The 9,307-nt window shown below is 63.8% G+C and carries 17 protein-coding genes, 1 tRNA gene and 1 pseudogene; 13 read left to right on the forward strand and 6 right to left on the reverse strand.

Annotated elements, in window-relative coordinates; translation table 11 throughout:
• Window positions 1-139: 139 nt before the first annotated feature.
• Together ACSDHM_RS06785 and ACSDHM_RS06790 are read right to left on the reverse strand one after the other, a co-directional pair.
• Window positions 140-391 (reverse strand): helix-turn-helix transcriptional regulator, encoded by a 252-nt coding sequence (locus ACSDHM_RS06785; protein WP_439426781.1) that lies wholly within the window; start codon window positions 389-391, stop codon window positions 140-142.
• Window positions 388-642: a hypothetical protein gene (locus ACSDHM_RS06790; protein WP_439426782.1), complete on the reverse strand. Its 255-nt coding sequence runs from the start codon at window positions 640-642 to the stop codon at window positions 388-390. Before ACSDHM_RS06790 ends, ACSDHM_RS06785 begins: the two co-directional genes overlap by 4 nt.
• A gap of 64 nt (window positions 643-706) precedes the next feature.
• Here ACSDHM_RS06790 and ACSDHM_RS06795 point away from each other — a divergent pair, with 64 nt between their 5' ends.
• Window positions 707-1,444, forward strand: coding sequence for a hypothetical protein (locus ACSDHM_RS06795; protein ID WP_439426783.1), 738 nt, complete (start codon window positions 707-709; stop codon window positions 1,442-1,444).
• A 16-nt stretch (window positions 1,445-1,460) separates the two neighbouring features.
• Here the strand turns inward: ACSDHM_RS06795 and ACSDHM_RS06800 are convergent, their stop codons facing one another.
• A complete protein-coding gene (locus tag ACSDHM_RS06800) occupies window positions 1,461-2,324 on the reverse strand; it encodes a hypothetical protein (protein ID WP_439426784.1) in 864 nt (287 codons plus the stop codon).
• Window positions 2,321-2,653: a hypothetical protein gene (locus ACSDHM_RS06805; RefSeq protein WP_439426785.1), complete on the reverse strand. Its 333-nt coding sequence runs from the start codon at window positions 2,651-2,653 to the stop codon at window positions 2,321-2,323. The genes ACSDHM_RS06800 and ACSDHM_RS06805 overlap by 4 nt, the downstream gene beginning before the upstream one ends.
• 92 nt (window positions 2,654-2,745) lie before the next feature.
• On the opposite strand from ACSDHM_RS06805, the gene ACSDHM_RS06810 reads away from it, so the two are divergent.
• The gene (locus ACSDHM_RS06810) at window positions 2,746-2,964 is read left to right on the forward strand and encodes a hypothetical protein (protein ID WP_439426786.1); all 219 of its coding nucleotides are present in this window, start codon (window positions 2,746-2,748) and stop codon (window positions 2,962-2,964) included.
• Window positions 2,965-2,972: 8 nt separating this feature from the next.
• On the opposite strand, the gene ACSDHM_RS06815 is transcribed toward ACSDHM_RS06810, so the two are convergent.
• The gene (locus tag ACSDHM_RS06815) at window positions 2,973-3,737 is read right to left on the reverse strand and encodes a DNA cytosine methyltransferase (RefSeq protein ID WP_439426787.1); all 765 of its coding nucleotides are present in this window, start codon (window positions 3,735-3,737) and stop codon (window positions 2,973-2,975) included.
• Window positions 3,738-3,881: 144 nt separating this feature from the next.
• On the opposite strand from ACSDHM_RS06815, the pseudogene ACSDHM_RS06820 reads away from it, so the two are divergent.
• Window positions 3,882-4,262 (forward strand): annotated as a pseudogene (locus tag ACSDHM_RS06820) (DnaB-like helicase C-terminal domain-containing protein); the annotation flags it as partial.
• A 131-nt stretch (window positions 4,263-4,393) separates the two neighbouring features.
• Window positions 4,394-5,023 carry a hypothetical protein gene (locus tag ACSDHM_RS06825; RefSeq protein ID WP_439426788.1) on the forward strand — a complete coding sequence of 210 codons (630 nt, stop codon included), beginning with the start codon at window positions 4,394-4,396 and terminating at the stop codon, window positions 5,021-5,023.
• Here ACSDHM_RS06825 and ACSDHM_RS06830 read toward each other — a convergent pair whose 3' ends face one another.
• Window positions 5,024-5,260 carry a hypothetical protein gene (locus ACSDHM_RS06830; RefSeq protein ID WP_439426789.1) on the reverse strand — a complete coding sequence of 79 codons (237 nt, stop codon included), beginning with the start codon at window positions 5,258-5,260 and terminating at the stop codon, window positions 5,024-5,026.
• 34 nt (window positions 5,261-5,294) lie between these two features.
• Between ACSDHM_RS06830 and ACSDHM_RS06835 the strand changes: the two genes are divergently transcribed.
• From ACSDHM_RS06835 to ACSDHM_RS06875, 9 genes are all read left to right on the forward strand, one after another.
• Window positions 5,295-5,690, forward strand: a complete 396-nt coding sequence (locus ACSDHM_RS06835) for a Ref family recombination enhancement nuclease (RefSeq protein WP_439426790.1) — start codon at window positions 5,295-5,297, stop codon at window positions 5,688-5,690.
• On the forward strand, window positions 5,672-6,214 hold the full coding sequence (locus tag ACSDHM_RS06840) for a hypothetical protein (RefSeq protein WP_439426791.1): 543 nt from the start codon (window positions 5,672-5,674) through the stop codon (window positions 6,212-6,214). Before ACSDHM_RS06835 ends, ACSDHM_RS06840 begins: the two co-directional genes overlap by 19 nt.
• Window positions 6,211-6,426: a hypothetical protein gene (locus tag ACSDHM_RS06845; protein ID WP_439426792.1), complete on the forward strand. Its 216-nt coding sequence runs from the start codon at window positions 6,211-6,213 to the stop codon at window positions 6,424-6,426. Before ACSDHM_RS06840 ends, ACSDHM_RS06845 begins: the two co-directional genes overlap by 4 nt.
• The gene (locus ACSDHM_RS06850) at window positions 6,413-6,946 is read left to right on the forward strand and encodes a hypothetical protein (protein ID WP_439426793.1); all 534 of its coding nucleotides are present in this window, start codon (window positions 6,413-6,415) and stop codon (window positions 6,944-6,946) included. Before ACSDHM_RS06845 ends, ACSDHM_RS06850 begins: the two co-directional genes overlap by 14 nt.
• Before the next feature lie 129 nt (window positions 6,947-7,075).
• The gene (locus ACSDHM_RS06855) at window positions 7,076-7,852 is read left to right on the forward strand and encodes a hypothetical protein (RefSeq protein WP_439426794.1); all 777 of its coding nucleotides are present in this window, start codon (window positions 7,076-7,078) and stop codon (window positions 7,850-7,852) included.
• 235 nt (window positions 7,853-8,087) lie between these two features.
• A tRNA-Tyr gene (locus ACSDHM_RS06860) sits at window positions 8,088-8,172 on the forward strand.
• Window positions 8,173-8,252: 80 nt separating this feature from the next.
• Entirely contained in the window at window positions 8,253-8,768 is a 516-nt protein-coding gene (locus ACSDHM_RS06865) for a glycoside hydrolase family 19 protein (RefSeq protein WP_439426795.1), read from the forward strand.
• Window positions 8,765-9,094, forward strand: a complete 330-nt coding sequence (locus tag ACSDHM_RS06870) for a hypothetical protein (RefSeq protein ID WP_439426796.1) — start codon at window positions 8,765-8,767, stop codon at window positions 9,092-9,094. Before ACSDHM_RS06865 ends, ACSDHM_RS06870 begins: the two co-directional genes overlap by 4 nt.
• A complete protein-coding gene (locus ACSDHM_RS06875) occupies window positions 9,091-9,306 on the forward strand; it encodes a hypothetical protein (RefSeq protein ID WP_043034789.1) in 216 nt (71 codons plus the stop codon). Before ACSDHM_RS06870 ends, ACSDHM_RS06875 begins: the two co-directional genes overlap by 4 nt.
• Window position 9,307: the final 1 nt, after the last annotated feature.

The raw sequence follows: 9,307 nt of genomic DNA on the forward strand, positions 1-9,307 counted from the left end.
GCGACGTGCAGGCACAAAAAAGCCGGAACCCCAGTTGACGGGAGATCCGGCTTCTTGCGGCCTCGACAGGCCTTACAGATGGTGGAGGTGGGCTCTACCGTAGTTGCGCCTCGGGCCTTTGTACTGCGTGGTCAGGCTCCTATGCAGCGTCCGCGATACCCCCACCCATACCCCCGGTGTCGCCGGTCTGGTCGCGCTGCTCCATCTGCTCCTGAATCCAGGAATCGATCTCCGATTCGACCCATCGAACGGAGCTCCCCAGGTGGACCGGTTTCGGGAACTTCCCGGCCGAAATGCGCAAGTACAGGGTCGACTTGGCCATCCCAACCCGGGCCAGCACTTCAGCACGGCGAAGGAGGCGGCTGGGGGTGACTGCGGTGCTCTCGTTCATACTTCCTCCTTCGGCACGCCGGCGGCGGCCAGATTGGTGCCGCGGCGGCGGCGTTTCGATACGGGGGCCATGATCCGGTCGGCTTCGGCCCGGTCCCCACGGGAGAGCTCGATCAAGGCTAGGCCCCGGGCCTCCCACGCGCGCACGGTGGCCTTGCTGGCCTTGCTGAGGTCGACCCCAGACAGGCTTGGCAGCACGTGGCCCACCTCGTGGAAGTCGGGCACGTCGGTGTCGTGCAGAAGATCAGCCACAGCGAAACCCTCCTCGGCGGATGCCCGTGGCAGAATGCCGGCCAGTCCATAGGGGGAACTGCAGTTGGCCGAATTCCAGTATCTGACTCCATGCGTTGAGAACAGCGCTGCCTGCAACCTTGATTGGACCGCTCTCTCCGCATTGGGCGGATGGGCTGCGGCCATCGTTACGCTGATCGCGGTGTGGGTAGCGCTGCGTAGTGCAAACGACCAGAAGAAGGCTGCCGAGCGGGCAGTACAGGCAGAACGCGAAAAATCTGAGGAGCTTCAGAGGCGAGAATGGAAGCGAATCGATGATGAGAACAAGCGCAGGGCTGTGCATTTGGCGCACGCGTTTGCGAAGGAGCTGGTCTTCGCGCGAAGAAAGCTTGTGCCATCTCTCATTGACTGGGATCCAGCAAGGTTTTATCCCGGTACTTCCGCCGTGATTCTCGAATCGTTCGTCGCCAGTCAGCCATTCCCAGACCTGGTCTTTCTGCGGAGTTGCGCGGATCAGCTCCAGGGTTTTGAGGATGAAGATGTTTTTGCACTGCTGTCGGTTCTGACTGCTTGGCAGTTCTACAATCAAAGTCCTGGGCTGTCGATTGATGACGTAAAGGGTATGCCCGCCAGTGATTTGACTAGGGCAGTCACCATGCGCGTCAAGTTCGGCTTGGAGCTGTTGGACGTTATTGATGGGACCATCAATAAGTTGGCCCGATACTACGAGGGACACAAGTCCATCACTGGCGTCGCGTCTGAGGCGCTTCCTGAGCGTACCGCCAAGCGCCTTCAGCAGCTTCGGGACAGTCTCGCCTCCTGACGTGTGAGTCATACCGTCACTGACCATTGCCCACCGCCTTGCTGTCGATCAGGGCCAGCAGTTCTTCACCCATTCGCCGCTGCGAGTCATTGATTCCATGGCCAGCGCAGTTGGCGACCCAGCTTGCCAGCTTGCGGAATCGGCCCAGGTCCGCGGCCCGCGCGGGCGGGGCTTCGTAGGCGCGCTCGATCCGACCCAAGCCCTGCCTCTCCGCCTCGACGTAAGTCTCGTCCGCGTCGCCGCTGAGCCAAACCGAATGCTCCGCCGATTGATGGCGCTGGATGTAACGGTGTGCAACAACCACCGGCTCCCCCACCGGCTGGCGGGCGGCGAGTGCTGCTTCCAGCGCGGCGCGCATGCACGGTCGATCCTCGCCACTATCATCTGGGTGCGCCCAGTAAGCAGCATGCGCGGCTTCGACCATTGCATCGGTCACCAGCGCCCCCTGACCACCCGGGGAGGGCTGGGCGGAGAGGTGCGGGAGCGCATCGGCAAGAAGCAGCGCAGCTTGTTCGCGCGCATCTTTCAAGGTGGCGGAGCTCTCGGCGCAAAGCAGGCTTTCGGCCATCGCTTCGATTGCCGCATCCTGACCACCCCGGGAGGGATGAACCTGTAAGCCTTCCTTACACGTTGGCGGGGAGGGCTGGGCGGAGAGGGCGGCGACGCGCACAAGAACTGGAACCTCGCCGTTCGGGCCTTTGGATGCCACCTTTGCGGCGACCTGCATTGCATCCGTGAGGTTGCGTTCCTTCTCGATGGTCACGCCCTCGGCCATACGTAAACCGTTGACGAACCGGGCGAAGACGAAGGGAGGTTGATCCCCCAGCCTCACCCTCCCACCGGGCTGCACGTCCGCCAGGGTCTTCTTGTCGGTGGTCATCCGTTCTTCTCCAGTAGGAAGTTGGTGTCGATCTGCCAGCCGGCCTCACGGGCCCCGAGCAGGCGCAGCTCGTTGGTGTCGAATTCGTCCAGACCGAGCATCCTGGCGGCCAGCTCGATGTGGTTCGGTGAGATGGGCCGGTCTCGGTAGAACAGGTCGTAGACGTTGTGCTTCGAGCAGCCCCAGACGTCAGCCAGGTCCTGCATGCGCTTGCCTTCCTCCAGGAGGTGGCGCTTCAGGTGCGAGCGCACGCTGTCGATCGAGCGGGGAACGCGGATCGGACGACTGCCGGCGGCCATGCCGTTGTTGGCGTGCTGGCGTCGGTTCATAAGGCAGCCCTCACAAAGGGGACCCTGTGCAGGCTGCCATTGACCAACGCGCAGCTTCCGGCGAGCATCGGCCAACCAGCAAGGAGCGCGTTATGAAGCCAGAGATCCAGACTGATTCGTTGAGCACTAGCTACTACGGCCAAGATATCTACGTTGAGGCCTGGCAGCCGAATGGCGGGAAGGCGTTCGTGCACCTGGTGCAAGCCGGTGAGCTCCCTGACATTGATAACCCCGACTGCGGCGAGCACGACACGCTCGAAAAGGCCCTGCACGCCGGCCTGCGGTTCGCGACGTCCCTGATCGACAACTAGGGCTGTGCTCATGCGGCCTCCGCCAGCGGCAAGGCGACCGGGTCCAGGTTCGCGTCGATCAAGGCGTAGAACGGCGGTGGGCTGACGCTGTTGCCGCACATGCGGACCTGGGCCGTGGTCTTCAACGTGGTGCCGTCGGCCGTCCGGTCGATGATGTAGGTCGGCGGGAAGCCCTGCGCACGGAACAGCTCATGTGGCTTGAGCATCCGCAGGCCGATATCCACGATCACGTAGGGCGTGCCCTTTATGACCACGGTGACCAGCGCCAGGCGGTCCTTGGTGGTGACCGTGTCCACGGGGTCATGCAGCCCCACGGCGATGCCGCTGCCGTAGTACTTCACCAGGAACGCGGCAACTCGCAGGGCACCTGCCTCCTGCTCGGGGGACAGTTGTGCCAGCTCCGCCGCCGCAACGGCATGCCCGCCGTTGCCACTGGCAGTGACCGTGCCGACCGGCGAGTGAGCATCCTTGCTGCCAGCTCCCCAACGTTGGACGCCGCCAGATCGACCTTCGCCGTGTGCGGCCTGGACCATGAAGGCACTGGATACCGCGTGGTGTTCCGTCTGAGCGGCTACTGTGGTGAGCGGCGTGCGCGCATCGGCGCCGATCATGTTCCGTCGCAGCGTGACCAGCGAGGCGGCGGCCACACCGAGAGCGTGCGCTGCGCCGGCTGGCCTGGCTGCACCAGCGCCGGAAGTGATCGTCGGCACGGGCTCGGTGGCCGCCGTGCCGATGCTGTCGCCGCGGAACTTCACCAGATGCGGCGCGGCCACAGCGTGCTTTACACCGCCCGCGACAATCGTGCCCAGCGGCTGCTGCAGGTCGAGTGCACGCGGGGCCTGGCCCTCGCGCTCGCCATAGCCGGTCTGGACAAGTGTGGGGGTTACTACCGAGAAGTGCCCAAGGTGCCGGGCGGCTTGGGCCTGATCGTTGTGGACTACCTGCAGCTGCTGACCGGCAAGGGGAAGTCGGAGAATCGGAACGATGAGGTGTCGTACATCTCGCGCCGCCTGAAGGGCTTGGCGAAGGAGCTGAATTGCCCGGTCATGGCGCTGTCGCAGCTCAACCGCGGGGTCGAGGCGAAGACCGACAAGCGCCCGGGCATGGCCGACCTGCGCGAGTCCGGCGCGATCGAGCAGGACGCCGACGTGATCGCGTTCCTGTACCGGGACGACTACTACAGCAAGGAAGCCTGCGGCGCGCCCGGGATCTCGGAGTTGATCGTTGCGAAGAACCGCCAGGGCGAGACCGGCACCTGCTACCTGCAGCACCGCCTGCAATGCAGTGCCTTCGATGACTACACCGGCCCTCGGCCGAACTACAGCCTGAAGGGCACATCCACCGTTGGCGGTAGCGATGACGACTTCGACGTGCCGGCTTCTGGCCGACGCCACCGTAGCCGGCGCGACCTTGCTGCAGGAGACGACGCATGACCGTGATGACAGCAGCTGCGCGGAAGATCCGCGCGAAGCGGGCCAGTCGGCCCATCTATGCGACCTGCATGCGCCTGGTCGATCCGGCCACGGGTGAGGAAATTGGTGCGTTCGCCCCGAGCAACGACATCGATCGCAGGCTGGCCAAGGACCGTGGGTACCGGGTCGGGCATGAGTATCGGCTGGATATCAAGGCTTCCCGCAATGCCGCTTTCCATCGGCTGGCCCATGTCATTGGACACCTGCTGGTCGACAACGTTGAGGCGTTCCGTGACCTGGACGCGCATGCCGCGCTGAAGAAGCTGCAGCTGGATTCGGGTATCTGCTGCGAGATGGTGGAGATGGACGCCAGCCCGGTCATCTCGGCGCTGCTGGATGCCGCCGAAGCGGTGCTGGGCGCCGGCGCGCGCAGGGTGCTGGCGGCGGTGCTGCCGGAGATCCGGACCATCCCGGTGAAGGTGGCCCAGTCGCTGGCCTTCGATTCGATGGAGGAGGAGGACTTCGCCTCCTTCTTCAAGGGCATCACCGCCTGGATCGGTGACCACTACGCGCACGTCATGCTGGACGACGTGCGCGCGGACTACTGGCGGATGGTCAACGGTCGGCAGCAGGGGAGAGCGGCGTGATCACTCTCCTAGAAGTTCGGAAATTGACTTCATCCCTGGTTCTGGCTCGGGCTGCTGCTTTTTACGGAGCAGGTCCTCATATCGACGGGCCCCCTCTTTCGTCAGGCCAATGGGATCTCGGCTCGCATAGTCGAGTGAAACCAGCCGGTCGATCATCGGTGTGTGCATCGGCGGCTGGCCAACGTGCAGGTAGGAAAGCGAATCCAGAAGGAGCTGTTCGTCTCGAAAGAGCTTCATTGGTTGAACTTCCGTGTGATGTGGAGGCTGAAGCATGAGGCGCGGGCGATCCACAGGCAAGAAGACCAAAGCCCAGCTCGCCCGGCTCGACGCCATCAAGGACATCGGATGCATCGTGGCCTACAGCCTTGGGATCCGGTTCGGCGAGAAGCCTGTGCCGGCCGAGGAGCACCACCTGACCGTCGGCGGGAAGCCCGGCCAGAAGCGGCGCGGCCATGACTTCACGATCGGCTTGAACCCCTGGTCACACCGCGGGGAGCCCTTTGGAGGCATGTCCGCTGCGCAGTGCGAGGAACTGTTCGGCCCGTCCTATGCCCGCCAACCCCGCAAGTTCCGGCAGGAGGTCGGCAGCGATGACTACCTCTTGGACCTGCAGAACACCCTGATCGAAAAGCACCTGGAGAAGACCTCATGGCGACCAGCCGCCTGATTATCAGTATCGACCCCGGCCTGACCGGGGCCATTGCGGTGCTGGCCGACAGTACGCCCGGCCCGGTGATCGACATGCCGCTGCTGACCGTGGGCGAGAACCAAGAGGTCGACGCCCGGGCAATTGCTGTTTTCATCCGCGCTGCCAAGGACATGAACCCTGGCGCCGCTGTGTCCGGAGTCATCGAACGCGTCCGGGCGATGCCACCGAAGCGCGGTGCCGACGGCAGAGAAGAACGCCGGGCGGGCCCTCAGTCGTCCTTCAACTTTGGCGACCACTACGGCAAGGCCAAGGCGGCATTCGAGCTGCTGGGCATTCCCTACTTGCGCGCGGAGCCGGCTAGCTGGAAGCGCCGCTTCGGCCTGATAGGCCAGGACAAGGACGCGGCTCGGCTGCTTGCCATCCAACGCTTCCCGGCCGCCGCGTTCCAGCTCCAGCGAAAGAAGGACAACGGCCGCGCCGATGCGCTGCTGATCGCCCTGTGGGCCGAGCACCAGCTGGCCATGGGCCAGGCGGCCGCATGACCGGCGCCGAGCTGCGCCTGCAGAAGCGCTACCGGGCCTACCTGCAGAAGCACGGCCGCTGCTCCGTCTGCCAGTTCCGGGCCACCGGCGCTGCAGGGTTCCACTGCAAGGGCTGGCCCGACCGGGCCGGCACCTGCGACACCGACAGCAAGCTGCCGGTTTTTCGATTCGATGACGCCGTACTGGAGGGCATGCGCGATGCGCAACACTGATCCGCTGACCGAAGAACTGCGGCGCTGGGGCCACGCCCAGGTGAATCGATTTGCGCTGAGCCGCGCCAACAGGAGCGTGCATGTCCTGGACAAGGTCCGTGACCACGCCCCGCTGACGCGGGAGCGGGCTATCCAGGATCTGGTCGGCCGCGACGGTACCGACCGACGCCGCCTGATGGCGGCTGGCGCCGGCGTGAAAGGCCTGCGCAGTGTGCCACTGTGGGCTGCAGATCCGATTCGTGCCTCAAATGACGCAGATCATCCTCACGATAACCCTGAGATCGCCGTCGATGTTGGCGTTCCGGATGAGCTGCGTTGGATTGACCGGGCTCTGGCATCGATGGAGCGGCAGTACCCTATGCGGGCGCTGATCCTACGGACCGAGTACACCGTGTCGGCCAGCCAGACCGTCAAAGCCAGAATGGTGGCGGAGCAATACGGAGGCAATTTGACCTTGCGACAGTACCGTTACGAGCTTTCCAAAGCGCTAGACTGGTGCCGCGGCCGGGATGCCGCATGACAAGGATTTCTAGTGAATCAGCCAACAAATTCTCAGGTGGATGGCGTTGCGTCGTCCTCACCTCCGACAACACCCGCGCCTCAGAAGCCTAGAAGCGAGCTAGGTGAAAAATGGCGGGCTTTCGGACGCATGTGGCTTGAACCGTTCAATGGCTCGTTGACCGTCCTCCTAGCAGTAATGTACGCGCTCGGTCTTGCCGGCCTTAGTGGTGCAGTGGGTATTCTTTCTCAGACGGTCTTGGCTATTGGGTCAGGGGTTCTGGGTGGTCGTATCGCAAATGCTGTTTCTGTAGTAAATAGTGAGGCTATTCTCAAGGCTCGCGGCACTGTTGCAGTGCGCAGCCTGAACCTGATGCTGCGCAACGTTGGCGCTTTGGATACCAGGGTTGGGAGCTTCTTGAGAGAAGCGAAGGCTCCGTTGGAGGCAAAGAACTACGAGGAGATCCGGGAAATGTGCCGCGTGCTCTCCGAGGAGGGCGTTACCTCGATTGAGAACTGGGTGGACATTGTCCCAGAGGCGAAAGCTGCGAGCGTCGTCGGCCACTTGACTGAGCTGAGAGACGCGATCAATCAGCTTGAGGCGGAGAAGATCGCCATGCAAGAGCAACTGAATGATGCTGCTGTAGCTGGTGCGGAGGCTGAACAAAATCTTCGGGATCAGATCGCAGCGAAGGATCAACGGATCAACACCCTCGAAAACGCCTACACGCAGTCGGTTGCGTCAGTTCTGTCGCGTCTTTCTTCGGGCGATCGTACAACAGAGAAGCCAAAATCTGCGCTGGAAGCCTATTTGGAGGCCTCCTCAAACCAGCGCTTCACGACACTTCTTACTCCCAACGGAAAGAGGGGCGTTCACATTAGACCGAAGCCGTCTAGCGCTCCGCCTCCACCCAAGCCGCAGGCTTGACAGTGACGTCACTGATCTGCATCATTTTGGCACTGTCAAGAATTGTCCCCGAAGCCCCGGCCCTGCGTCGGGGCTTCTGCGTTTCCGCAACCCGAACACCGATCAACCACCGCGCCGAAACCCTCTCCGCTCGCCGTGAGGCGATTGGGGCTGGCGACAACGCAGGCGGGCGGTCTGCGCACGGCCCTTGGAGGCCGGGCAGCGCCTAGGCAGCGGTGGTGATCGGCCCTACAACGGGATGAGTTGCCAGATGGGCGCTGGGCCGGACTGTAAATCCGGCGTCTCCGACTCGCGTGGTTCGACTCCACGTCATCCCACCACCTACACCCGCAGCCCCCCGGACCAACCACATCGTCGCGCACCAGCCGGTTGCGGGGCGGGCACCTATGCAGGAGAGACCATGGTGAGCACCGAAACCGTAGCCGCCGCCATGGGCGCCGGCCAGTACGCCAAGCCGCTGGAGGACGTCTGCATCCAGTTCGGCATCGTGACCGCGCTGCAGAAGGCACACTTTCTGGCACAGGTCGCGCACGAATCCGATGGATTCCGCACGGCGACCGAATACGCGTCGGGCCGGGCCTACGAAGGGCGCGCCGACTTGGGGAACGTGCAGCGTGGCGACGGCGTGCGCTTCAAGGGACACGGCCTGATCCAGCTGACCGGGCGTGAGAACTACGCGGCATTCAGCCATGCCATGGGGCGCGGCGATTACTTCCTGCGAGAGCCGGAGGCGGTGGCGATGCTCCCGTGGGCCGCGGTAGCTGCGGGCTGGTTCTGGAAGCGCAGGGGTCTGAACTCCCTGGCCGACCGCGACGACGTGGTGGCTGTGACGAAGCGCATCAACGGCGGCACCAACGGGCTGGAGGACCGGAAGCTCCGGCTGGCGCAGGCCAAAAAGCTGTTCGGTCTCGCATGACGGCCGCCAGGAAGAAGGCCGCGAAGCTGTCGCCAGTGGACCAGCTGCAAGGCGTGCTGGTGGTGCTGGAGAGTCAGAAGGCCAAGAACCCCACCGCCGAGCTGCTGCTGGCCATCCGCGAGATGGTCAGCGACGCGCTCGCTGTCCTGCAGGAGCCTGACCCGACCAAGCAGCGCATCGCATTCGTCCTGCTGGCGGTGCAGCAGTCCACCCAGGTGGCCATCAAGGAAGTAAGGGGCAAGCGCCTCACCCGCGTGACCATCATCGACCAGCCCCTCTACCACTGGGCGCTGGAGGAAATTCATTCACTGGCAGGTGCCGCATGACCTTCGCCACCCGCAACATCGGCGCCGCGCGCGTCGGCATCGCCGTGCTGGTGCTGTTCCTGCTGGGGATGGCCATGGCCGCCCTGATCGCGGTGGCCATCCCGCCGGAGAACAAGGACTCCTTCGGCATGCTGATCGGCGGCCTGAACAACGCCACCGGCATGGTCATTGGCTACTTCTTCGGAATGACCCGTAAGGGTCCAGGGGCATGAC

The sequence above is a fragment of the Stenotrophomonas sp. T8 genome, from assembly GCF_051853085.1.
Classification (GTDB): Bacteria; Pseudomonadota; Gammaproteobacteria; order Xanthomonadales; family Xanthomonadaceae; genus Stenotrophomonas; species Stenotrophomonas sepilia.

What these genes read in the sequence shown, in the direction of transcription:
- ACSDHM_RS06785 (WP_439426781.1), bottom strand. Translation starts at nt 391, where the DNA reads ATGAACGAGAGCACCGCAGTCACCCCCAGCCGCCTCCTTCGCCGTGCT.
- ACSDHM_RS06800 (WP_439426784.1), bottom strand. Translation starts at nt 2,324, where the DNA reads ATGACCACCGACAAGAAGACCCTGGCGGACGTGCAGCCCGGTGGGAGG.
- ACSDHM_RS06805 (WP_439426785.1), bottom strand. Translation starts at nt 2,653, where the DNA reads ATGAACCGACGCCAGCACGCCAACAACGGCATGGCCGCCGGCAGTCGT.
- ACSDHM_RS06810 (WP_439426786.1), top strand. Translation starts at nt 2,746, where the DNA reads ATGAAGCCAGAGATCCAGACTGATTCGTTGAGCACTAGCTACTACGGC.
- ACSDHM_RS06825 (WP_439426788.1), top strand. Translation starts at nt 4,394, where the DNA reads ATGACCGTGATGACAGCAGCTGCGCGGAAGATCCGCGCGAAGCGGGCC.
- ACSDHM_RS06830 (WP_439426789.1), bottom strand. Translation starts at nt 5,260, where the DNA reads ATGAAGCTCTTTCGAGACGAACAGCTCCTTCTGGATTCGCTTTCCTAC.
- ACSDHM_RS06835 (WP_439426790.1), top strand. Translation starts at nt 5,295, where the DNA reads ATGAGGCGCGGGCGATCCACAGGCAAGAAGACCAAAGCCCAGCTCGCC.
- ACSDHM_RS06840 (WP_439426791.1), top strand. Translation starts at nt 5,672, where the DNA reads ATGGCGACCAGCCGCCTGATTATCAGTATCGACCCCGGCCTGACCGGG.
- ACSDHM_RS06845 (WP_439426792.1), top strand. Translation starts at nt 6,211, where the DNA reads ATGACCGGCGCCGAGCTGCGCCTGCAGAAGCGCTACCGGGCCTACCTG.
- ACSDHM_RS06850 (WP_439426793.1), top strand. Translation starts at nt 6,413, where the DNA reads ATGCGCAACACTGATCCGCTGACCGAAGAACTGCGGCGCTGGGGCCAC.
- ACSDHM_RS06855 (WP_439426794.1), top strand. Translation starts at nt 7,076, where the DNA reads ATGTGGCTTGAACCGTTCAATGGCTCGTTGACCGTCCTCCTAGCAGTA.
- ACSDHM_RS06865 (WP_439426795.1), top strand. Translation starts at nt 8,253, where the DNA reads ATGGTGAGCACCGAAACCGTAGCCGCCGCCATGGGCGCCGGCCAGTAC.
- ACSDHM_RS06870 (WP_439426796.1), top strand. Translation starts at nt 8,765, where the DNA reads ATGACGGCCGCCAGGAAGAAGGCCGCGAAGCTGTCGCCAGTGGACCAG.
- ACSDHM_RS06875 (WP_043034789.1), top strand. Translation starts at nt 9,091, where the DNA reads ATGACCTTCGCCACCCGCAACATCGGCGCCGCGCGCGTCGGCATCGCC.